22 protein-coding genes and 1 CRISPR repeat array (1 of these 23 cut by a window edge) are annotated in these 24,547 nt (G+C 33.1%); of the genes, 3 read left to right on the plus strand and 19 right to left on the minus strand.

Annotated elements, in window-relative coordinates; translation table 11 throughout:
• Window positions 1-36: a CRISPR direct-repeat array (repeat unit 37 nt); it begins 1,106 nt to the left of the window's first position.
• Window positions 37-347: 311 nt separating this feature from the next.
• Genes cas2 through cas4 form a run of 3 tightly spaced genes read right to left on the minus strand, consistent with a single transcriptional unit; the run spans window position 348 to window position 2,196 of the window.
• A complete protein-coding gene (cas2, locus tag U472_RS10890; RefSeq protein ID WP_068718381.1) occupies window positions 348-623 on the minus strand; it encodes a CRISPR-associated endonuclease Cas2 in 276 nt (91 codons plus the stop codon).
• Window positions 624-1,616, minus strand: a complete 993-nt coding sequence (cas1, locus tag U472_RS10895) for a CRISPR-associated endonuclease Cas1 (protein ID WP_068718383.1) — start codon at window positions 1,614-1,616, stop codon at window positions 624-626.
• 19 nt (window positions 1,617-1,635) lie between these two features.
• Complete coding sequence (gene cas4 / locus U472_RS10900; protein ID WP_068718385.1) at window positions 1,636-2,196, minus strand: CRISPR-associated protein Cas4; 561 nt, start codon at window positions 2,194-2,196, stop codon at window positions 1,636-1,638.
• 194 nt (window positions 2,197-2,390) lie between these two features.
• On the opposite strand from cas4, the gene U472_RS10905 reads away from it, so the two are divergent.
• Both U472_RS10905 and U472_RS10910 read left to right on the plus strand, forming a co-directional pair.
• Entirely contained in the window at window positions 2,391-3,713 is a 1,323-nt protein-coding gene (locus U472_RS10905; RefSeq protein WP_068718898.1) for a sodium-dependent transporter, read from the plus strand.
• An 805-nt stretch (window positions 3,714-4,518) separates the two neighbouring features.
• Window positions 4,519-5,382 carry a formate/nitrite transporter family protein gene (locus U472_RS10910; RefSeq protein WP_068718387.1) on the plus strand — a complete coding sequence of 288 codons (864 nt, stop codon included), beginning with the start codon at window positions 4,519-4,521 and terminating at the stop codon, window positions 5,380-5,382.
• Between the two features lie 411 nt (window positions 5,383-5,793).
• On the opposite strand, the gene U472_RS10915 is transcribed toward U472_RS10910, so the two are convergent.
• The 12 genes from U472_RS10915 to U472_RS10970 form a co-directional block, all read right to left on the minus strand.
• Window positions 5,794-7,125, minus strand: a complete 1,332-nt coding sequence (locus tag U472_RS10915) for an alpha-amylase family glycosyl hydrolase (RefSeq protein ID WP_068718389.1) — start codon at window positions 7,123-7,125, stop codon at window positions 5,794-5,796.
• Window positions 7,126-7,325: 200 nt separating this feature from the next.
• Window positions 7,326-7,880: a manganese efflux pump MntP gene (locus U472_RS10920; RefSeq protein ID WP_083189876.1), complete on the minus strand. Its 555-nt coding sequence runs from the start codon at window positions 7,878-7,880 to the stop codon at window positions 7,326-7,328.
• Window positions 7,881-8,099: 219 nt separating this feature from the next.
• Window positions 8,100-8,654 (minus strand): hemerythrin domain-containing protein, encoded by a 555-nt coding sequence (locus tag U472_RS10925; protein WP_068718393.1) that lies wholly within the window; start codon window positions 8,652-8,654, stop codon window positions 8,100-8,102.
• 42 nt (window positions 8,655-8,696) lie between these two features.
• On the minus strand, window positions 8,697-8,891 hold the full coding sequence (locus U472_RS10930) for a DUF1858 domain-containing protein (RefSeq protein WP_068718395.1): 195 nt from the start codon (window positions 8,889-8,891) through the stop codon (window positions 8,697-8,699).
• 148 nt (window positions 8,892-9,039) lie between these two features.
• Window positions 9,040-9,528 carry a dihydrofolate reductase gene (locus tag U472_RS10935; RefSeq protein ID WP_068718397.1) on the minus strand — a complete coding sequence of 163 codons (489 nt, stop codon included), beginning with the start codon at window positions 9,526-9,528 and terminating at the stop codon, window positions 9,040-9,042.
• A 174-nt stretch (window positions 9,529-9,702) separates the two neighbouring features.
• Window positions 9,703-10,281: a hypothetical protein gene (locus U472_RS16855; RefSeq protein WP_068718399.1), complete on the minus strand. Its 579-nt coding sequence runs from the start codon at window positions 10,279-10,281 to the stop codon at window positions 9,703-9,705.
• Window positions 10,282-10,463: 182 nt separating this feature from the next.
• Entirely contained in the window at window positions 10,464-11,828 is a 1,365-nt protein-coding gene (gene murC, locus U472_RS10945) for a UDP-N-acetylmuramate--L-alanine ligase (protein ID WP_068718401.1), read from the minus strand.
• Window positions 11,829-12,141: 313 nt separating this feature from the next.
• Window positions 12,142-13,776 (minus strand): FlgT C-terminal domain-containing protein, encoded by a 1,635-nt coding sequence (locus U472_RS10950; protein ID WP_068718403.1) that lies wholly within the window; start codon window positions 13,774-13,776, stop codon window positions 12,142-12,144.
• 782 nt (window positions 13,777-14,558) lie between these two features.
• A complete protein-coding gene (locus U472_RS10955; RefSeq protein WP_068718404.1) occupies window positions 14,559-17,636 on the minus strand; it encodes an efflux RND transporter permease subunit in 3,078 nt (1,025 codons plus the stop codon).
• Complete coding sequence (locus U472_RS10960; protein WP_068718406.1) at window positions 17,636-18,904, minus strand: efflux RND transporter periplasmic adaptor subunit; 1,269 nt, start codon at window positions 18,902-18,904, stop codon at window positions 17,636-17,638. The genes U472_RS10955 and U472_RS10960 overlap by 1 nt, the downstream gene beginning before the upstream one ends.
• An 18-nt stretch (window positions 18,905-18,922) precedes the next feature.
• Window positions 18,923-20,200 carry a TolC family protein gene (locus U472_RS10965; RefSeq protein ID WP_068718408.1) on the minus strand — a complete coding sequence of 426 codons (1,278 nt, stop codon included), beginning with the start codon at window positions 20,198-20,200 and terminating at the stop codon, window positions 18,923-18,925.
• 20 nt (window positions 20,201-20,220) lie between these two features.
• Complete coding sequence (locus U472_RS10970) at window positions 20,221-20,796, minus strand: TetR/AcrR family transcriptional regulator (protein WP_068718410.1); 576 nt, start codon at window positions 20,794-20,796, stop codon at window positions 20,221-20,223.
• 358 nt (window positions 20,797-21,154) lie between these two features.
• On the opposite strand from U472_RS10970, the gene U472_RS10975 reads away from it, so the two are divergent.
• Window positions 21,155-21,733 carry a metal-dependent hydrolase gene (locus tag U472_RS10975; protein ID WP_068718412.1) on the plus strand — a complete coding sequence of 193 codons (579 nt, stop codon included), beginning with the start codon at window positions 21,155-21,157 and terminating at the stop codon, window positions 21,731-21,733.
• A gap of 73 nt (window positions 21,734-21,806) precedes the next feature.
• Here the strand turns inward: U472_RS10975 and U472_RS10980 are convergent, their stop codons facing one another.
• The 4 genes from U472_RS10980 to trpS all read right to left on the minus strand — a co-directional run bounded on the left by U472_RS10980 (window position 21,807) and on the right by trpS (window position 24,347).
• On the minus strand, window positions 21,807-22,085 hold the full coding sequence (locus tag U472_RS10980) for a metal-sensitive transcriptional regulator (protein WP_068718414.1): 279 nt from the start codon (window positions 22,083-22,085) through the stop codon (window positions 21,807-21,809).
• A 55-nt stretch (window positions 22,086-22,140) separates the two neighbouring features.
• A complete protein-coding gene (trxA, locus tag U472_RS10985) occupies window positions 22,141-22,464 on the minus strand; it encodes a thioredoxin (RefSeq protein WP_083189878.1) in 324 nt (107 codons plus the stop codon).
• Window positions 22,465-22,589: 125 nt separating this feature from the next.
• Window positions 22,590-23,033, minus strand: a complete 444-nt coding sequence (locus U472_RS10990; RefSeq protein ID WP_068718416.1) for a DMT family transporter — start codon at window positions 23,031-23,033, stop codon at window positions 22,590-22,592.
• 312 nt (window positions 23,034-23,345) lie between these two features.
• Entirely contained in the window at window positions 23,346-24,347 is a 1,002-nt protein-coding gene (gene trpS, locus U472_RS10995; RefSeq protein ID WP_068718418.1) for a tryptophan--tRNA ligase, read from the minus strand.
• Window positions 24,348-24,547: the final 200 nt, after the last annotated feature.

The following is a 24,547-nucleotide window of genomic DNA, read 5'->3' on the forward strand; positions in this document are numbered from 1 at the left end:
TTTCAATCTCTTACTAGAGATTATATATTGTTATTCTCCACCCCAGCTCAGCCCCTATCACTCCAAGGTTCAAATCGACATTTGCGACGACCTAGAGCAGAGATTCCAACTTTCAAAATTTCTGATTAAAGAAGCTAAAAATCAAAATCAGATTAAATCTCAAATACTAAGTTGTTCTCTTGATTACTCTTGGATACTCTGTTTCCGACAACCTCCTAGTATTTGAGGTGCAACAACAGGTCGTCGGAAACTAGAATAAAAAATATATTAAAACAAACTAAATGTTTTAATTACTTAACCTCTTACCTTTCTATTTCTCCATTAGTAATAGATTCCCTCTTTTAAAGCTAAATAATAATAGTATTTTTATCCATCTCTTCAATCCCACCTATCCTTTCTACCTTATTAGTACAATGTTCACAGAGAAAATAAAACCTAATGCTATCCCCAGCTTCTTCATCAATAAGCTGATTCAATCTACTCCTTAACTTTAAGTATTCCTTCTGCTCCAAACCACATTCAAAGATACTATATTGAATCCATTGTCCATAATCCTTCAACACCTTAAAGATTTTATTCCTCCTTTTATCATTGGAGATATCATAAGATACAACTATAAACATCTATCTCACCTCAAAGGGAATATATTTATCACGTTCCCCTAATAATCTCTTTCCTAAAAGTCTTGCCTGCAATTCTATTGCTCTCCGTAAGGTTACCTTATATTCAAAGAGGGGATGTTTAATCTCTTTAGCAAAATCTTCTTCAAACTTCTGTAAGAAGCTCTTACATGCCTTTTCAGTCAATTCATAAGTACCATATTTTTCAATAAAGTCATCAGGTCTAATTATCTGCCTGTTTATTAATCGTTTAATTAGATTATCAATTAATGGTCGAAACTCTTCCATTAAATCTAGAGGTAAAGATGGCTTAGCATACTCGTCCTGATGTAAATATCCTATATAAGGGTCATACCCCACCAAACTAACAGCATTAAACACCTCATTATATAAGAGCATATATCCAAAGCTAAGCAGGGCATTAACTTCATCTCGTGGTGGTCTTCTACTTCTTTTAGTAAAGGTGAAATCATCAATTAATAGTTCGTTAAAGAGACTAAAATACTTTCTTGAACCTAACCCCTCATAACCTCTCAGCTTATCCAAACTCTCTACTTTCTCAGCCTTAGTGATAATATTCTTTAATTCTCTAATTACCTTCTTTGCCCTTTCACTTCTATCATCTCTAGTAGCTCGCAATAAGAGAGTTCTAAGATTATTGAGTTTGGCTACTACAAAATACTTGGCTATCTCTAAACAGACAATTCTATCTTCAGAAGCCTTATATTGAGCCTTTCTCAAAATAGAATTTTTAGAGAATTGGGGCATCAGACGCCCACGAAATTTACCATTAAAACTTAGAAAACTGACTGGAATCTCAAACTTTAAAAAAGTATCAATCATCGATGTAGTGATAGTAGCATTACCAAAGATAATTACCTGTTTGACCTTTATTAATGGTATATCCAAAGCCTTATTTCCAAACTTATTGATAACTAAGCGCTCTCCTCGCTTAACTAAAGTACTATTTTCATCAGTAATAAATACAGTTGGCAACAAAATCACTCCTTATAGATTAATTTAAATCTGGCAAACATATCCCCCTAATACTACATCCTTTACATCTATTAATAGACGCTCTCTTAGGAACTCTTCCTTCTTCTATAATGGCTAATGCCTCTTGGGTATTATTAATTGTCTCTGCTCTTAACTTTTTAGTAAATTCTACTTCCTTTCTCCGATAAGAATCTAAAAACCAGAGATAACCTCGTTCAATCTCTATACCTAACTGCTCTTCCAAACAGATTGCTTGAGCACAGAGCTGTAACTTGTTATTTACCCATTCACTACTATTTCCTTTCTTAAATTCCACAGGATAAATCTCATCATTTCGCTCCTCTACAACATCAATCTTTCCTACTAAACGATACTTATCAGACTTTACATAAACTTGAGTCGTTTGCTTATATCCCTCTCTATATCTAGATATCTCTGAATGGACAAGTTCATGGTCTAAAGTACCCTTAGTAGTATGATAATTCTCTTCCCATTCACCACATATATAGACTAGATACATTCGATAAGGACAATAGATATAAGTATTCAATGCCGATAGTGGAAAATATATCTCCTCCATAAGCTCACCCCTACTCCATAATAGTATTAACCTGTCAGCACTCTCCCTGACAGGTTAGAAAAATACTAATATTTTATTCTTTTCAGCAAAAATTCACTTTAATAGCTTAAATTATTGAAATCTATTTGTTTTTTTGTTAAAATTTTTATATAATTATGTTTTGCTTTGATGAGACGAGGAGGATGAGAGTGAGAATGGAAAAGAGAGAGACCTTTAGTGGTAAGATTGGATTTATTTTAGCGTGTATTGGAGCAGCAATTGGCTTAGGTAACATCTGGATGTTCCCTTGGAGACTAGGCAGTTATGGTGGAGCAGCCTTTTTGATTCCTTACCTATTCTTTATTTTAGTTTTAGGAACTACTGGTTTAATGGGTGAATTTGCCTTTGGACGTAATAAAAAAAGAGGAGCTATTGGTGCCTTCAAGGAAGTCTTTGAAGAGAGAAATTTACCCCTTGCTTCCCCTTTAGGGGCAATCCCTGTAATTGGAGTCAGCGGAGTATTTGTCTTCTACTTAATTGTAGTTGGCTGGATACTGAAATATTTTATTTTAGCTTTAACTAATGGCTTTGCAACTGTAAGTGTAGATAATATACCTGCTATGTTTGGTGGATTTGCTGGTCAACCCCAGAGTATAGTGTGGCATATGTTAGCTATAATTATCACCTTAATTATAGTCAACCTAGGAGTCGTTAAAGGGATAGAAAAGGCTAATAAGTATATGATGCCTACTTTATTTGCAATATTAATTGTTTTAGGAAGTCGTTCTTTAACCTTACCTGGTGCACTTGAAGGATTAAAGTTCTTATTTATCCCTGATTGGGCTTTATTAAAAGACCCTACTACTTGGATTATGGCTTTAGGACAATCCTTCTTTACAGTCAGCTTAGGTGGAGCAGCTATGTTAGTTTATGGTAGCTACTTAAAGGATGATGTCGATATCCCTGAATCAGCTATCCATACTGCTATCTTCAATACTTGTGCCTCATTCCTAGCAGCTTTAGTGATTATTCCAGCAGTCTTTGCCTTTGGATTAAGCCCACAAGCTGGACCGACCTTATTATTTATTACGATTCCTAATATCTTAAAATTGATGCCTGGAGGATATATCTTTGGTACCTTCTTCTTCTTAAGTATCTTCTTTGCTGCATTATCTTCGGCACTGAATTTGATGGAGGTGCCTGTAGAGGCATTGATGGATCGCTTCAATATCTCTAGAAGAAAAAGTGCTATTATCGTAGGTACTCTTGGCTTCTTAATTGGAATACCATTAGATTTAAATATAAATTTATTTGGTAAATTTGCTGACTTTGTCAGTATCTACTTGATACCTTTAGGTGCAGTTTTAGCAGCTATTGTCTTCTTCTGGGTCTTTGGTGTCTCTAGAGCTAGAGAAGAGATAAATAAAGGTGCTAATAAACCCTTAGGAGTATGGTGGGAGTTTGTAGCCAAGTATGTATTTACTATAGTAGCTGTTATAGTACTAGTGCTGGGAGTTATCTATGGAGGAATTGGGTAAGAATAGTGCAAAGTTACTACTAACAAGTAATTGCTTAAATAGAGAAAACAAGGTGAATATTCACCTTGTTTTCTCTATTTTTATTTACAGATTAAAGAGTTAGTTTAATGCACTCTAATAATCAAATTTCAATATAGATAGTGTCTTTTTATGGGTATATTACGACACTTTTTACTTTAAAAGTTAGCAAAATTATTAAAACATTTTTCAGGAAAGCTTATCAGCTTTTTTCCAATTTACTGTTAGCATTGCACCCCAAGAGTACTTCCTCAGGAAGAAAGAACACTTCCTTCAGGGCGCCCTAAAAGTAACCAAACTTACGAGTTTTATCTTTGGAGTTATAAAGCAACCCCTTCGTGGTAAAAGCAGCCCAGTCTAGAAGAAAATATACCTGCAGGTTTAAAGAACAAACCTTCCGTGGCAAAGCCCACTCTCTCAGCAATCAATATCTATTTAGAATTAGAAATATAGTACTTCTAATTCTAAGTTTGGAGTAGAATTATTATCCCTTGAGAATATTTGCTTTGCTCAAACATTAATCTTCTTCACTTTTAAAGACCTTAACTATCCACAATCAACCCTCAACTATACACTGATGTAAAAAATATCGCAATATCTACTCTATCACTTCTTAAATCCTACAAAACTTTAGCTTACTAATTACTCTTTGATAGTCACTCCTCTTACTATACTAAGAATTTTCACACTATTCACTAAAATAACTGAAGTTATTGAATTATAATCACAGGTATGTTATGATTGAATTCGTGATTATTTTAACAAAATATATTTCAGGGGGACTAAAATGGAGAAACGTTATTTAAAACCAAAAGAAACCATTGAATATACCATTGAATCTGGGGTTAAAAAGACTCATAGAAGTAATAGCATTATCTTATTGTCAGCTATTATTGCAGGGGTATTCATTGCTATGGGAGCTTTATCTAGTAACACTGCTGCTTATACTATCAAAAACTCTGGTGCTGCTAAGGTAGTCACTGGGGCAATCTTTCCAGTAGGTCTTATGTTAATCATTATTGTTGGTGCGGACTTATTTACTAGTAACTGTTTATTGCTGATTAGTACTTTAGAAAAAAGAATTAAATGGGGTAGCTTTTTGAAAGTTTTAGGAATTGTCTATATTGGTAACTTTCTTGGAGCAGTTTTAATTGCTATTATGACCATCTCTGCAGGGCAATTTGATGCTGGAAATGGTGCTTTAGGTGCTTATCATATCCATTTAGCATTACATAAGTTAGAGGCTAGCTTTGGTCAAGCTATTATCTTAGGTACTTTATGTAACATTATTGTTTGTGCTGCAGCCCTGGCTATGTATAGTGCACAAGATATTACAAGTAAAGTCTGGGGAGGATTTTTCCCAATATTTGCTTTTATTATTGCAGGATTCCAACATAGTATTGCAAATATGTACTATATCCCAGCAGGAATCATAGCAAGTAAGAACCCACTTTACTTAAAGGCTGGACATTTTACTCAAAGTGAACTAGCTAAACTTACTTGGAAGCACTTCTTCATCGATAACCTATTGCCAGTAACTATCGGTAATATTATTGGTGGAGCAGTAATAATTGGAGTTAGTTATTGGTATATCTTTGCTTATCAAAAATACAATACTTCTGCCAAAAATTCCAAAAACATTGCCGCTTAATTCGGATGATAGTGGAAAAACAAGTAATGAGTAAAATAAAATCATTATAAATTTAACTTTTCAGTTATTTTTCTATAATAAAAGAGATTGATAGATAATTATCTATCAATCTCTTTTATTATAGATATCTAAGTCTAAAATGTAATTTTATAAAAATTTAAAACCATTTTCATACCTCACTCCTTACGAGTCTCAAGAGACTCTCCATGGTAATTATACTTTATTAAAAATGATTATAAAGTATAATTTCCCTAGCTCTCTCCTACCTTAGGAAATTCTTTTTATTACGAAGTGGTCAATAGACCCGAAGAGAGAACTAAAACATATTTTGTTCTCTCTCCTTGTATAAGGATAAGGGCTAGGGATGAGGTAGATTGGTTTTATATTTCATTCTAAAGTTGTATATCTATATTATAATTCTGATAATATTACCTTCTTCTCATTATCTTCAACCTCTACTGCAAAGATAATTGGCTCTACACTTAAGGTTACCTTTCCATCTTCTACTTTGATTGTTTTAGCACTGATTAAGTTTTCATACTTGCCATCAGAGACTGGTACACTAATATCCCCTAACTTCTGTTCTAAATTAAAGATTCCAACCATTAATCTATTATCTAGTTGATATGTAGCTACTACTACTCCCTCTCTATTACTATCTAAGATCTCATAATAACCTTTAGCAAAGATTTCATCCTTTTTAATCTCTCCTAAATCCTTCAATAAATCTACATAATATTCATCAAGTAAAGTCCAATCAACTGGATCATGATCAAATAGACTTGGAGAGATTATATCATCGGTCTCTTGCCCTCCATAGATTAAGGTTAGCCCTTGTTGGAAGTAATAGAAAGCTGTCCAGTTATATAGGTCTTCTTTTACTGGTAACCACCTTCTTGCCCTTTCTTGGTCATGATTTTCGATAAATCTCATCTTAACATAGTTAGCAGGATAGATATACTCTTGCATCCTTACCTTCTCTAGATATTCAGCAAAAGATATCTTCCCACTCTTATACTTCTTAAAGTATAGGAAAGTATCATAATCATAACTAACATCAAAAGCTTGATAAAGCTCCGCATCTGATAAACCTACAAATCCATTCTTCCTTAGAGCCTTAAGAAAGTCTGGTTCTACACTCTCAGCAATCCAAATGATCCCTTCTCTTACTTGAGCAACCTCTTTACGGGCCCTCTTCCAGAATTTAAGAGGAATCATCGAAGCCACATCACAACGGAATCCATCTACTCCAAGCTCTACCCAATATTTAAGAGCATCTATTAAATAATTCCATAAAGCTAAATTATCAAAATCTAAATCTATAACATCATACCAATCACCAACCTTATTCCCTACCTCACCATCAGCAGTCTGATAAAACCACTCCGGATGCTCTTTAAATAACTTAGAATCATGGGCAGTATGGTTATAGACTACATCTATCATCAACTTCATACCCCTCTGATGCACAGCCTTAATTAAGCCTTTAAAATCATCTAAAGTACCATACTCAGGATTGACTCCTTTATAGTCTTGAATAGAGTAAGGACAACCTAACTCACCCTTCTTATTCTTCTGCCCAATAGGGTGAATTGGCATCAACCATAGAATATCAACTCCCAGCTCTTTAATATTATCTAAATCCTTGACAAGCTCATTAAAGGTACCCTCTTTACTATGATTTCTCACATAAGCCTCATAAATAATCTGGTTCCTTAATTCAATCGGTGTATCAAAGGCCATCTTAACCCCTCCAGTTATATTATTATTTAATAGAGTAGTTCTACATAAGAAAAACAGTTTCCCGTATATAATTTATTCTTCATAATTATATTTTTACCCTTTTCAAGAACGACGATACTTAATAATTTAAAATTAAAATTGAAATAAAAAACACCACTAAGGTTATCAAGAAACCACAGTGGTGTAAGAACAATTCTAAATTAAATGATATCCATTAGCATATTAATCCCAAAGATAACTAAGATTATCCCTCCTAGATAGTTGGCATACTTCTCAACAATTGCAAAGTTTTTAATATAATTGACTATCATTAAGGAGACAGCCGTTAAGATTGCAGTGATTACTGCAATAGTTGTACCATTACTGAGTATAGGAATAATATCTAAGTTATACAATACAGAAAAGCCTACTCCAAAGGAATCAATACTTACACTAACTCCCAAAACTATATAGGTCCAAGGGCTGAACTCCATATAAACACAGGCTTCTTGATTATCATAACCTTCCTTCAAAAATAAGATGCCGATAATTAGAATAATAGCTCCACCTATGTAATTACCAAAATCAAAGATATTACTATTGATATAACTTCCTAATTGAGCACCAAAGATTGCAAACAATCCCTGAAAGAAACCAAAAGAGAGTACAATCAAAAACTTCTCCTTAGCCTTCAACCTACTTCCACAGCCTAATCCTAAGGCTACTGCAAAGGCATCTAAAGCCAAAGCTACTGCAATAAAAATAATATTTGTCATTATAAGCACCTCTACTTCTTCAAAAATTACATCTAAAAATACCATTGTTTATAATACATGATTGTTATACCTATATCCTTTATTATTTGAAAGAAAACTTGATTTATGTGCCTTTATAGTTACCCAACTATATGATATCTTCCAAAACAATAAATAATAGCTTAATTATAAAAATCAGGGAGTAGATTACTCCCTGATTTTAAACCTTACCTTATTAAATTAATCGACTCTCTTCTCTAAATCGTCTATTAATTTCAAGTATTTATCCTGTATTCCCTGCTGGCTAGCTTCTATTTCTACTTTCTTACATGCCTCTTCTACCTCTGCTAAAGAATCTTGACTTAAGTTCTTCTCACCATAGATATAAATAGCATTATCCTCTTTATCGATATGTCTATATAATAAATCAGTATAAGCAACGGCATTGGCAATAATATCCACTTTAGCTTCACCGTTACCTGCTTTAACTGCTTTTAAAGCTTGCTCTAAATTATAGATAAATAATCTACCTAAATCATGCTCAGAGAACATAGCTGAAATTGGACCACTGGCTAGAGGTTCACCTAACTCTTCAGATAACTTCTTAAAGAGTATCTCCTCTTCTTTATTATGGTGGTGCTTATCAGCATAATTTCTAATAAAATCAATTCCATTATAAAAAGAAGCAAAATCTACTTCCCCACTTTCAAAGACCTTAATAGATAATTTTCTAACAACTTTTAAGACTCTTTTAATATTCTTATGTTCTTCAACCAATAACTTTATAGATTCCATCTCATCCCCTCCTCTTTAGAGTTGATAGTGTATAGTTCTTAATTAATTTACCTTTTCATTTAAAGCTTTCATCATCTTATCAAGGTCAATTCCATGTACCATCACGGCTTGTTCAATGGCTTCCCCTGTTGCTGTTGGGCATCCCAAGCAGTGCATACCAAAACTCATAAATACTTCGGCAGTCTCTGGATACTTTCTTAATACCTCTGAAATAATATCTGTTTTTTCAATTTTCATAATTAAACCCCTCCGATTTATTTAAATTTTGAATCAAGTTCTCAACATTCCCTTACTTACAATTACATTATAAAGAAGCTCACCTAACCTTTATATGACCTTAGTCACATTATCAAAAATATTTTTAATAATTATTATCAATATAATTTTATCTTCTCTTATACAGATAAAAACTATAATTATAAGGGTTGTTTTTATCCTTGTTCCCCTCTTGACTCCAAACCTTCTCCCAAAGTTCTAAATTTATTGAGGGAAAGTAAGTATCCCCTTCAAACTCTTCTTCTATTCTTGTTATATATAATTTATCGACATAGGGTAAGAATAGCTTGTATATCTCTGTTCCTCCACAAACAAAGATCTCTTCACTACTATCTTTAAAGTGATTTAAAAGACTTTCTTTAGAATGAAATATCTCACACCCCTGTTGAGAATAATCTTTATCCCTTGTTAAGATAAGGTTTCTTCTATCTTGGAGGGGTTTACCAATAGATTCAAAGGTCTTTCTACCCATCACTATTGTATGATTTAAAGTTCTCTCTTTAAAATATTTTAAGTCAGAGGGCAAGTTCCAAGGCATTTCATTATTCTTTCCTATTAAATTATTCTTATCCATAGCTACTATTATAGATAGGTTCATCTGTAGTCCCCTTCCATTCGATTATTAACTATTCTAATATTGCTTAGTATTTTATCATATTTAACTATAGATTGATAGGTATTAATATAAAAGCATAAAGCAACTTCTGATTGAATATTAACCCAAAATAAAATGACCTCCTTCAATAGGAGATCATTTCCTAATATATACCTTCTACTTACCCTTAACTTCCTCTTCTAATTCTTCCTCTTCCTCTTCTAGTTCATCCTCTTCCTCTTCTAGTTCATCCTCTTCCTCTTCTAATTCATCCTCTTCCTCTTCTAATTCATCCTCTTCCTCTTCTAATTCATCCTCTTCCTCTTCTAGTCCATTCTCTTCCTCTTCTAGTTCATTCTCTTCCTCTTCTAGTTCATTCTCTTCCTCTTCTAGTTCATCTTCTTCCTCTTCTAGTTCATCTTCTTCCTCTTCTAGTTCATCCTCTTCCTCTTCTAGTTCATCCTCTTCCTCTTCTAGTTCATCTTCTTCCTCTTCTAGTTCATCCTCTTCCTCTTCTAGTTCCTTATCTAATTCTTGCTTCATTTTAAGATTGTCATCTAAGTTAATCTCTTCTAATATCTCCTCTTCTTCATAATTGGAACAATCCACCATAAATTCTCTCTTTAACTCTTCATCCTCCTTATCCTTAGGCATTGGAATAATCTTAGCTTCTTCATCATACTTATTCTTTCTCCACCAAACCGCTGCTATAATCAATCCACCCAACACAACAAGAGTTACAATTATAGCTTCCATAAGTAAGATTACCTGCTTAGCACGGTAATCTTTTCACCTCCCTTAATAAATTTACGTTCTTATAATGTTTATAAGATTTAAGGAAGGAATATTCCAACCAAAAATAAATTTTCCCTATATCTTCATATCTAAGCCCACCTTAGTACTCCAATAAAAAAAGAAGAGACTAAAACCTATAGTTCTTAATCTCTCTGAGCCCATTCTCTAGCAAAAGTATCTATATCTCCAGCACCTAAGAATAGATAGATTGCTTGATTATCTTGTTTATATTGATCTAGCCACCTCTTTAAATCCTCGAATCTATTATAATAGGCAGTATCACCTTTACTGACCATCTGACTCAATTTATTACCTAATTTTTCCAAATCTTCATTCTCCACAGCCTCTCTAACCTTATAAATCTTTAGTATCACCTTTTCATCTATCTCTTTATCCAAGATTCCCTTATAATCTTCAAATAAACTTTTAGTTCTAATATACTGATGGGGTTGGAAGATTAAAACCTTCTTCTTATTACTCTTAATCCTCTCTAAAATCTCAGCTACCGCCTCTACCTCGCTTGGGTGATGAGCATAATCACTGATAACAATTCTACTCTCATCATCATCTAAAATTTCAAAACGGCGTTTCACCCCTTGCCATAACCTTAAGCCTCTCTTTATTGCTTCAAAAGACAAGCCACAGTATTTGGCTACTGCCATTGCCTCTAAAGCATGTTTGACATTATAGCTTCCTAAAGCGTTTATCTTAAATTCACCAATCTCTTCACCTTGATATTCAACATTAAAGTAAGAACTTAACTCTTCTTCCCTAATATTGATAGCATTAAACTCTGCTTGATTGTCATCAATTCCTACTGTAACTACCTCAATACTCATCTCTTCTATCTTCAGCCCAAGTTGCTCAATAACCTGTTGATTGGTCACCAAGCACTCTCTTAACCCATCTACATATTGGTGATAAGTATCAAATACCTCTGCCATATCTGCATAGATATCTGGATGATCAAATTCAATATTTGTAATAACTCCAATATCAGAAGGATACTTTAAGAATGATTTGTTATATTCATCCCCTTCAAGTACAAAATAGTCTCCTTGATTGGCTCTAAAATTACTACCAAAGTTATTCAAGATTCCTCCAATAATAAAACTAGGTTCCTTCTTTCCTTCCTCTAATAGATAAGCAATCATTGAAGAAGTAGTCGTCTTTCCATGGGTTCCTGAAGCTGAAATAACCCTCTTCTCTTTGGTAATCCAAGCAAGAGCATCAGAACGCCCTAATAAATCCAAACCATACTCCTTAGCCTTTACAATCTCAACATTAGTCTCAGGAATGGCATCAGAGCAGATTACCTTCTCTATCTTTGTAGATATATTCTCTGCTTGATGCCCAATAGTGATTTCTACTCCTTGATTTCTCAGCTCTTCTACCAAATCATTATGGTGTAAGTCAGAACCTGTTACTTTATAACCTAATTGAATTAAACATTGGGCAATAGCTGACATTGCTATTCCACCAATGCCAATAATATGTGCTCTCTTCATAAACAAACCCCCTCAAGAATCTCAGAAAACATCCTTTATAGTTCATTATATTCCTAATAAGATTATCATATAAATTATAATTATTTACTCTCAACTTTAAATTGCTATAAACAGATATACTCTATATTAAAAATATAATTAACTACATACATTATTTTTATAAACTCTAGCTAACTAATTTATCATTTTGAAAAACTCATCTTCTTTTCCTTGTTTTTTATTCATTTTAATGGATTTTTGCCTAATTTCTCAAATATAACTTTTTAGTCAGCTAATTATTATTTTATATCCTTAACTTGATGTTGACAAGCTATTATTCTAAATTTCGCTGATAAATATAAATTCTACTCTGATTCTCTTCACTTACTAAGACTAATAGCTCTTCTTTTCCATCATTATTAATATCATCTATTACAAAATCCTTAATCTCTCCTGCAAAGCTTTCACTCTTCCACTTGGAGCCATATTCCTCTCCATCCCACATAAAGGACAATAGTTGATTCTCTTTAGCAATAGTTGTATGAAAGAGTATTTCCTTCTTATCTCTAAAAATTCCAATATTGGCTCCATATTTACCTGGAAAGGTATACTCAAAGTTACCATCTAAATCATAAACCTTCATCCTATTCTTCCCTTTTCCATCATAAGCTGTGACTATCATCTCAACCTCTTTGTCATCATCTATGTTTCCAATAGCTACACGATATCCTTCATTAGCTTTAATATCTAACTTAAAATCAGTCTTATAAGAACCCTCTTCCCAAAGATTAAATCTTAATTGGTTACGATAATCCCTAGTAATTAGATAATCTTTCTCCTTTAGTTTCACCAAGCCTTTTGGTCGATTTCTGTATAAATTCTCAAAAGCCTTAGCTTTATAACCTTTTTTAGTCCAATTAAACTTAAATAAATAATTAAAATTTTCAGCAAAGAGCTCAGCAACTCCATCTTGATCATTATCACCAACTAATAATTCATAATCATCATATTCTGTCAATTGATAAGTATCTACTAGATTACTTTCAACTAATTCCTCATCTTTATAATTAAAGACCTTTAGGGAATCTTTAGTATTTAATATAATCTCAACATCCTTATCATCATCAATATTACCAACAGCAATACTCTGGCTTATAATCTCAAGCAAGTCACTCTTATACAACAAACTAAACTCTTCTATTCTTTCCTTACTCTTATAGTATTGCAACAATTTATCATCTTTAGGTAGAGTTATGATCTCTTCTTTGTTGGGATTTTTATTCTTTCGTGAATATAATTGACTATAAACAAAGATACTATTCTTTCCTTCTGAAATATCTACAAGCAACAATAGATCAAGGTTCAACTCTCCCATTAAAAAAGTAATCTGACCTGGATCGATATTCTCCTTTATTCCAATTCTTTCTAAGACTTTGTCTATCCTTTTACTACCAACTACTTCAAACCTATCATCACTATCTAAATAGTCATTAAAATAATTCTGGATACGTTCTGACAATAGGTCGAAACCCTCACTACTATTAAAGAGAATAAACCCAGTTCTCTTTAATCTATCTTTAAGGACTATCTTGTCCCCTCTTTCTATCCTGACTTTAGAATCGACTCTACTTGCCTTGGCTATGGAGAAACCTTCTTTAACTTGACTAACCTCCAGCTCTCCTATCTCTCTTTCAAGTTTACCCAATATCATCTGGGTAATCGGGTCTTTTAAAAGCTCACCTTCTCTAACAACTTTAAATCTCTGCCCAATAAATAAATTCTCTTTATCACCTAGATTAATATAGATTTGATCCTCTTTGACATCTACTACATGCCCTTCCAAAAACTCAATATCTTTAAATAAAGTTTTACTTAGCCCATCTAACTCTTCTATTATACTACTATCAGCATAAGTACTATTAGTTATAATCACTAAAAATAAAGATAATAAAGTAATTATTCTCTTCACAACTACCCCTCTTTCTATATATTAAGAGATTGATAGGAGGCGAGTAAAAACTCCACTCATTGCTACCTAACCTCTTTTTTAATTACTAAATTATAGATTCTATAATCAATAAATAATTCCTCTCTGTAATCAAGAGATTTGCTAATTACCACCATAGTATAAGTTTGGAAGGTATAATAAGATTAATGCTAGAGATATCTCTAGCATTAATCTTCATCAATAGATTCTTCTACTCTTCTCCTAAAGTAACAACACTTATCGGTTAAATAAACATTACACTTTAGACGACTGCAGTAGAACCTACCATATATAAAATAGACACAGTACCTACAGATCAATAAATCCCTCCTAAACTATAAATAAATTAATAGCCTCTTATTAATTATTATAAATAGCAATAACCAACTATTTTCATAAATAAAAGACACTAGACTAATTTATTTAAATTATAATTATATAATCATAATCTACAGCATTCTCTTATAAGTTAACTGAAATAATAAGTATTTTGCCTATTAGCTATAATTATGACCTTTATTTTTAACCTTAATCAGCTCTTATATTTCGACCTCACCTCTATTTCTATGCCAAAAATACTTTAATCTTGCAATGAAATAATTTCCTAATAACACTCTAGATAAGATTTAGCTCATAGTATAATACTTTATGCTAGCAGTGCAGATGCAATATACCTATTAATCGCCCCATCAACAATTAACTATCAAAAAAATAAAAGTGCTACCTAGCTTCTCAGCTAAGCAACACTTTTATTTTACCTTAAATTATGCTTTTACCTCTGTCTCTTCATCACCATGGAGGATCTTTCTTAAAAAGTTCATTACAAGTTGAGAAAGGTCTTCCATAATATCATAGATAACTGGAACAATTACCAAGGTCAAGACTGTAGCAAGGGATAATCCACCAATTACTACAATTGCCATGGATTGTTGCATCTCAGCTCCTGCACCGATTCCTAAGGCTAAAGGTATCATCGCTAAGATAGTTGTAAGCGATGTCATCATAACTGGTCTTAATCTGATCGGTCCAGCATTTAAAATAGCCTGTTCTCGCTCTTCATATTCACGCCGTGTATTGATATAATCTACCAGTACGATACCATTATTAACAACAATTCCCGCCAGCATAATTATCCCAATAAAACCATTGATACTTAAAGGCACACCTGTAATTGCTAAAGCAGAGATTGCTCCTACCAAAGAGACTGGTACTGTGAACATAATTATAAAAGGATGGACTAAGGATTCAAACTGAGCAGCCATTACCATATAAACTAAGATGATCGCTAGAATCATCGCCTTTCCTAACTCTTGGAAGGACTCTGCCATATCTCCAGCATCACCTTGATAATTGATACTATATCCAGCTGGAAGATCTATTTTATCTAGTCTCCCCCTAATATCTCCCAATACAGCCCCTAAACTACGGTTATGGGTATCTGTGGAGATAGTAAACTTACGTTCTTGCTCTTCTCTCTCAATTGCATTTGGACCAGTTGCATATCTTATCTTTGCTATCTGTGATAATGGTACCAATCCACCTTGTGGAGAGTTAATCTTGATATTTAATAATTTATTAACTGAATCGGTCTCTTCATCAAATAGCTTCAAACGAATATCGTACTCTTTTCCATTCTCTTTATACTTACTTACTTCTGCACCATCGATTGCAGTATCTAAGGTATTAAATAACTGCTGCTTAGTAATCCCTAGCTCTTTAGCTAAATTATCTTTAGGGATAATCTCCAATTCTGGTTTACTAGCTTTAGGTGTAATCGCAATGTTTCTAGTTCCTTCTGTAGCTTCAATCTCTCCTTCTATTCGCTTGGCTAAAGCTAATAGAGTATCTAAATCAGGTCCTTGAACATTAACACTAATTGCACTACCACCCTTACCTTTACGTCCCATCATTGAAGTCTGCGGCACAACATTGATCTTTGCTCCAGCCACATCCTTTAATCTAGTTCTAATTACCTCAGCAATTTCAGTAACACTACGTTCTCTATCTTCTAAATCTACTAAATCTACCTCTATTTCACCTTCATAGCTATTACCATTAGAGCCCACTTCACTAGAAAAACTCTCTATCTCTGGGATATCCCCAATCTTTGTTTTCATCTCTTTGATAAACTCATTAGTATTCTCTAACTTGGTTCCTTGAGCCAACTCAAAGTAAAGATTTACTGTTCCTCGATCAGATTGAGGCATAAACTCAACCTGTAGAGGAATCAATTTACTCTTAAGTCCAAAACCAAACAAGACTAGAATAACTATCAAAGATAGTGCAATTACATAACGCCATTTTAAAGATGCTTTTAACAGTTTTTGGTATGTTTTTGTAATAATTCCCCTTTTATTCTTCGTCTCATCTACCTCCACTCGCAATAACTTAGAGGATAGCATCGGAATAAAGGTTAGAGCAACTACTAAAGAAGCCAGTAGTGAAAATGCGATAGTCTTTGACATCGGGGTAAAGATTACTCCAGCAATTCCTTCTACAAAGACCATTGGCAAGAATACAATTACTGTAGTCATAGTAGAAGCAAAGATAGCTATACCTACTTCTGCTGTTCCTTCTTTAGCTGCTTGAATCCTACCTAACCCTTCATGGTGGTGGCGATAAATATTCTCCAACACTACTACTGAGTTATCTAAGAGCATTCCAATCCCTAAACTCAATCCACCTAAGGTCAAGTTATTTAAAGTCAAACCTCCAAAGTACATCATCGCTAAAGTAGCAATTACTGAGGTTGGAATTGCAGTTGAAATAATTACTGTTGTTCTGATATTTCTCAAAAATAAAAATAGGATTATAATTGCTAGAATTCCACCCATAAAGAAGTTCTGCTGCACACTAGCAATAGAGTCCTTAATAAATTCAGAGGTATCTGAAATAACCTTAACTTCAATATTTTCAGGGACCTCCTCTTTTAACTTCTCTATCTGCTTATTGACTGCATCAGCTACCTCTACAGTATTAGCATCATTCTGTTTCTTTACTCCCAAAGTAATACTTCGCTTACCCTTTAAATAACTATACTGCTGTATTTCAGCATGAGTATCTTCAACTACGGCAATATCAGATAAATTCATCTTTTGACCACTAGAAGATATTAGCTGAATAGCTCTAATCTCATCTACACTTTGAAACTCTCCTTCTCCTTTTAAGGATAGCTCTTTAGTACCATCATCTACTTCACCAACACTCATATTTAAATTAGAGCTTCTAATACTAGCTGATATATCATCTAAGGTCACTCCATAACCATTTAACTTCTCTTGGTTGACTTTAATTTGAATCTCCCGGTCTAAACCACCAACAATGTCTACAGCTGCAACACCAGATATCTTCTCTAGCTGTGTTTCAAATTTATCCTCTGCTAACTGCTTTAAATAGCTTAAATTACTTCCAGACATAGCCACTTTAATAATCGGTTCATTGGCTGGGTCAAACTGCATAATAATCGGCTCATCAGCCCCGTCAGGCAAAGCATCCTTAACCATATCAACCTTATCTCTAACATCATTTTTAGCATTATCTATATCTGCACCCCAGTCAAACTCCAAGATGATTGTTGATACACCTTCTTTACTTATAGAATGGATCTTATCCAATCCTTCCACTGTAGCTACAGTCTCTTCTAAAGGATCAGTAAGGGAATCTTCTACCTCTTCTGGACTGGCACCATTATATTGAGTCTGAACAACAACATAAGGAAGATCCAACTCTGGCAATAAATCAACCCCTAATTTAGTAAAGGATACCCCACCAACCAATACGACCAGAAGTACAAACATTGTAATAGCTATTGGGCGATCTATTGAAAAATCCGATAACTTCATTATTGCCCACCTCCTTCTACAATTCGCACTTCATATCCTGCTGTTACTTGTTCTAAGCCAACAGTAATTACTTTATCTCCTACTTCAATTCCTGATAAAATCTCTACATCTTCTGTAGTAGTTAATCCAGTACTTACTTCCTTTTTAACTGCTTTGTTATTCTCAACTATATAGAGATAAGACTTACCATCTTCTTGAATCAGTGCTTGTTTAGGAACAACTACCTTTCCAGCACTGTAACCTGTTTCAATCTTAACTTCAGCATACATTCCTGCTTTAATTAAGTTGCTACTATTATCAACCTTGATTTCAACTGGAAAACCTAAATTCTCTTGATTTAATGCTGGGCTGATATTTACAATCTTACCTTCTAATTTATGATCTAAAGCATTAAAATCTACCTCTACTGATTGATTCAATTCTATACTATTAATATTTTTCTCACTGACATAAGTTTTAATTTTAATTGAGCTTAAATCTATAATTGAGATTACCGGTTGTGCTTTAGCCATCTCCCCTGTCTCAATCTCAACTTCTGCTATTATTCCAGCAAAAGGAGCAGTTATTTCGGTCTTGTCTAAATTTAATTTTGCTGTATGTAATTTAGCTTGAGCCTGTTCTACATTAGCCTTTTGAGTCTGAATTGCTTCTTTAGTTGGTCCTGCTTGAGCCATCTTTAAAGACTCTTGCAATGCCTTATAATTATTCTTAGCACTAATATACTCTGTTCTAACACTCTCTAATTGCTGCTTAGAGATGACCTCTTTCTCAAATAGCCTTTGGTAACGTTCATAATCTCTTTCTCTTTGCTCATAGCTAACTTTTGCTTGTTCTACTTGAGCAGTAAGTTTATCGATCTCTTCTTGCCTACTTCCAGCTAAGAGCTCCTTTAAAGCAGCTTGAGCCACCTTCAATGCCGTTTCAGCTTCAGCAACTTGTGCTTTGATATCTACTTGATCTAACTGAATTAACTTATCTCCCGTTTTAACTCTATCACCTTCATCAACCAAAACCTCCACTACTCTTTTTTGCAATTGTGGTGTTAAATCAGCTGACTTAACTGCTTTAGCTGTTCCTGTAAGGGTAATGTAATTGGATATCTCACCAGTCTCTGCTCTAATAACCTCTACTGGAATTCCAGTCACTTCTTGAGCTAGCTCTTTACTGCTTACTGGCTGTGATTTTTTAGGAGAACACCCTATTAAAGCAGCAATTGTTATTCCTAATATTAATAAAACCATAATTATTTTCTTATAACCTCTTAGCATGGTACTTCCTCCTCAGATTTATTTTACTTCTTCCTCAATCTTTCCAATTACTTTATTCAATTCAGCCACTGCTAAATTATAATCATAAATTGCTTGATAATATTGAGTTCTAACCTGTTGATAAGTAGTTTGAACATCCAATAAATCTAAACACGTAATAATCCCTTCTTTGAACTTCAGCTCATTATTCTCTAAATTCTCTTGAGCCTGCTTTAGATTCAATTCATTCAACTTAATCCTATCTCTTGCTGCTCTTAAATTTAATAATGTACTCTTAATTGATAATCTAATATCTCTTTTGATCTGTTTTTGATTTATCTGAACCTTTTCTAATACTTTACTAAGTTGTTCTTCTTGTTCCTTATCACGACCACCATTAAATAGATTATAACTAAGACTTAAAGTAGTCTGCCAATTACCATCACTGACTGTGAACTTCTCATCACTGGTTTCATACTTTGCGTTTAAACTAACCTCAGGATAAATGTTACTATTCTTCTCCCTTTTTAAACTCAGTTTGGCATTCTCTTCTTGTAAATCTAATAACTTAAACATAGATTTATTATATAAAGCATAACTGTAGACCTCTTCCATCTCAAACTCTTCTTCTTTCCACTCCAAAGTATCGCTAATCTCTAACTCAACATCATCTGCCATGTTTAAAGTATTCTTTAAAGCCAATTTAGTAGTCTCTAAATTATTTTTGGCAACCAATAAATCCTGCTGAGCCTGATTATAACTGACCTTAGCCTGTAATAAATCACTTTTGGTACCGATTCCAACCTCTTTATTGATTTCAGCTACCTCTACATATTCCTTATTTTGGTTGACTTGTTGCTCTCGTACCTTAAGGATCTCTTTAGCTTTTAGAATATTATAATATTCCTCCAGTACTTGATAAATAATCTCTTCTTTCTTCTGTTCTAGCTCTAATTTACTAATTTTTAAATTATTTTTAGCTATTGCATAAGCAGACCTTAGCTGCCCTGCCAAGAATATCGGTTGATTTAAATTTAAGCTAATACTATAGTTGTCTTTAGCTGCTCCAGCTTGTGGTTCTTCTCCAAATCTAGTATAATTTGTTCCCAAATCTACAGTAGGATAAAAGGCTCCTCCTGCTTCTTTTAATTGAGCTTCTGTTCTTTCAATCTCTTTTCTTAATTTATTCAATTCTGCATTCCTTGCTAAAGCAGTTTCAATTGCTTGCTCTTTATTAATGACATGATGAGCAGAGGCAATAGTGGATAGACTAAATAATAAAGTAATTACCAAAATATAAACCTGTTTTCTCTTCATAAATAATCCTCCTTAATCTATTAAGCCTTAACCCCATTTAGTATAATATTTAAAATTAAGTCTGTCTTCTCTTCCACCTTATCTAATTTATAAACACTAGGATTATAGCTACCACTAATAGAACCTAAAATAAAATTAGCTAGTTCTTCTGCTTCAATATCTACAACAAATTCACCATTTTCTTGCCCCTCTTTAACTATTTTAGCTACACTATTAATTCCTATTGCCCGTAATTGCTGCATCTTTTTATAAAAATTTTCACCTGGGCTAAAAGAAGACTCATGTATCATCTTAACAATATTTTTGTTATCTTTGAAAAGGTTTAGTTGTAACCTAATTACTGTCCCTATCTTTTCTATAGCAGTCTTGTTGATTTTGCTAACTTCCTCTGTTATCTTTTCATTAATTGACTCAATCCTTGAAACTATAATCCCCCAAAACAGTTCTTCTTTGCTATTAAAATACCAATAAACTGTCCCTTTAGCTACACCTGCTTCATCAGCTATCTCAGCAACAGTTGTATTATGATAGCCCTGTTGAGCAAATAATTTAATCGATGCCTGAATCAACCTCTCCTTCTTTGATTTTTCTACCATATATTCTACTCCTTTTTGAAATTATTTATCATCTTGACCCTGCAGTCAATATAATAACATAAGTTTTCCTTAAGATCAACCATTTTACATTAGGGGATAACAATGCTAATTTATTGTAGTTTAATGTATTCTATCATAGAACTGAACTAACTTATTATATTATTAAATTCAAATATATAGTATGTGTAGTTACAGATAACAAGTAAAATCTTTTTCTCTTAACTAGTTGTTTCTTACCTGCCACTGTTTCTAATATATTTCAGAAAATATATTGATTTTCTACATCTATTGATAATATAAAACAAAAAATATATAATAAAAAGAGTAACTAAAATAAACACAGAAAGGTAGGAAGCAGATGACTTATCATACCCATTCTCTATTTGGTTTTGTTTTTGCTGTAGTTATTATTAAGCTATTGGCACTATTTAATGTTATAGATTTATCTTATTTAATTGAAGGGTCGATCTTTAATGGAGACTTGTGGAAGTTCTATACCGCAGCTATTATCGGCTCATTATTACCTGATATAGATCATGCTAGTAGTAAAGCAGGTAGGGCTTTGTGGTTTATTAGTAAACCCTTAAAATGGTTTGGAATTAAGCATCGTGGTTTTACCCATAGCCTATTAGGATTTATATTATTTGGATTCTTAACTAAAGAGTTAATTGACCTAAATTGGATTAGTCAGCTAATCTGGTATGGTCTATTAATAGGTTATGTTAGCCATATATTAGCAGATATGCTCAATGTTCATGGTATCCCCCTCTTCTATCCAAATGATAGAAAATTTAAATTCCATATAAATATTACTACTGGAAGCTGGGGAGAACACCTTCTATTTTTAGTTATCTTTACTGTAGTAACTCTTATCATTGCTTATGAACGGGGTTATGTTAACTTGAATCTTAATGATTTGATAAATAGCTTTAGTTAAGAGAGATTTAACTCTATTGCAAGTAACATACATATATAAATAAGAAGACTTAGTACCTAGGTACTAAGTCTTCTTATTTAGTAAATTTTAAGATTTTATTTAATGCATCTCTTACTGAATCTTTGACTTCATCTTGGCTATCTAAGGAATCAGAGATACATTCACATAGATTGCTTTCGATCAAAGATAATCCAATCTTATTGATAGAGGACTTAATTGCAGAAATCTGTATAAGAATATCTGCACAATCCTTCTCCTCTTCAACCATCCGCTCTATGCCACCAATATGACCTTTGACTGTCCTTAAACGGGTTATTAGCTCTTTTTTTAGCTGATTTTCAATCTTTGCCATCACACCACCCCTAAACAGAGTGTAAATATAATAAAAGGTGGTTAACCACCTTTTATTATAAACTATTTATTTTATTCTCTAAATCACCTTTAGAAGAGAATCCAATCTGTCTATCAACTGCTTCTCCATCTTTAAAGAATACTAAATTTGGAATACTTGCTACTTGATATTCAGTAGCTAACTCTTGATTATTATCTACATTAACTTTAGCAACCTTAATCTTACCAGTATACTCTGCTCCTAACTCTTCTAAAACTGGAGCAATTGCTTGACAAGGTCCACACCAAGGTGCCCAAAAATCAACTACTACTGGCATATCAGAGTTCAATACCTCTTCTTCAAAGTTATCTTTATTTACTTCAATTGTATGTTGTCCCACTAAAATCACCTCATCTATTATTTACCCCTCCCCTGGGGGTATGGTTATATTATATCGCTTCCTTGTTTAGCTGTCAAGGTAGTATTTAAGTATGAGTATAGGGTGAACTTGACTTAAACTTAACACTACTTAACATATAATAGTTTAATACCTACAGCTAATAATATAAGCCCTATTACTTGTACCCATTGAAAACCTATCTTTTCTAAACCAAAAAGTCCAAAATGGTCTATTAAAATCGCTGTTAATATCTGACCTGCAACAATTGCGGTAGTGGCATTGGCAACCCCTAGATTGGGGATACTGAACATCACCCCATATAAAATAATTATATTTAAGACTCCTCCTAAATAAGTATACCACGGGGCTTCTGGTAATTGAGATAAATCACCTTTTCCTATTGACAAAACAAAGACCAATACAGCCACCAATACCGTAGCTATGACATGGACAACAAAGGTGGCTTCTAACTGTCCTACTATTTTTCCCAACACAGAATTTAATGATCCTTGTACAGCCATAGCCAAACCTGAAACAGCTGCTACAATAATAAATAAGATACCTTCCATTTAAATTCTCCTTTAATTAAGGTTCTTATGATTAGTGTGGGGAGCTTTAAAGATTTTATTCTTTTTTGTTAGTAATAGTTTTATAGTTATAGTCATTCAACTTTAATTGTTGATTAGTGATGAGTAATTAGTAAATATTATAAAAATAAAGATTACACTTTAAAGTTGTTTATCTATATACAAAGACTTATCAACTATAACTTTGGTTAGTAATCTATTTGCTAATACATAATCGATAGTTTTTTAAGATAAATAAACCTCTAGCAAAATACCCCTTGCTAATATTAGCAAGGGGTATTTTGATTCTTAGATTTAAAAATAATCTATTTGCATTGCTTGACGAACTTGATCAACTGTCTGAGTTGCTTTATGTCTAGCTTTTTCAGTACCTTTCTTTAAAATATTCATTACTTCTTCAGGATCTTTAGCATATTCTTCTCTACGTTGTCTAATCGGCTTTAAAAAGTCTTGTAATACTTGGTTAAGTCTTTTCTTAACCTTAACATCTCCAAGTCCACCTTGACGATAATGAGCCTTTAACCTTTTTACTTCCTCTTTTTCTGGGTCAAATAAATCAAGGTACTCAAAGACTGGATTACCTTCAACTTGACCTGGATCTTCAACTCTAAGATGATTAGGATCAGTAAACATCGCCATTACCTTCTCTTTGATTACTTCAGGTGAATCAGCCAAGGAAATAGCATTTCCTAAAGATTTACTCATTTTATTCTTCCCATCAGTTCCTACTAATCTAGCAGCTTCAGATACTAATGCTTGAGGTTCAACCAAAACTGGTTCATAAATTCTATTAAATTTTCTTACAATCTCTACAGCTTGCTCTAGCAGTGGTAATTGATCCTCACCAACAGGTACTAAATTAGCTTTAAAAGCAGTTATATCTGCTGCTTGACTAACAGGATAGGTTAGAAAGCCGGCTGGAATACTATCTCCAAAGGCTTTCTGCTTTATTTCATTCTTTATTGTAGGATTTCTTTTTAAGCGATTGACTGTTACTAAATTTAAATAATACATATTAAGTTCAGCAAGCTCTGGCACTAATGATTGGATGAAGATAGTACTAACTTCTGGATCAATTCCTACAGCAAGATAATCTAAAGCAACTTCTAAGATATTTTCACGTACTTTTCTTGGATTATCTGCATTATCAGTTAGAGCTTGTGCATCAGCAATCATAACAAATTGCTTATAATCATTCTGTAATTTAACACGATTTTCTAAAGAACCAACATAATGTCCTAAATGTAATTTTCCAGTTGGACGGTCACCAGTAAGAATAATTTTTTTATCATTCATATAAATTCTCCTTTGAATTTTAGTTAATTGTTGACATGATTTATTCTATTAGCTACTGGTAACGCCCATATCAATGAAGCAAATATTTCTTTATGATGATGCTTCACCTAATACCACTCCTCAAATAATATTTAATATTCATATTACCATATATATCTTTAAATTTAAAGTAGATAAATAATTTTATTAATAATTATTTA

Origin of the sequence: Orenia metallireducens (assembly GCF_001693735.1) — a bacterium.
GTDB lineage: Bacteria > Bacillota > Halanaerobiia > Halobacteroidales > Halobacteroidaceae > Orenia > Orenia metallireducens.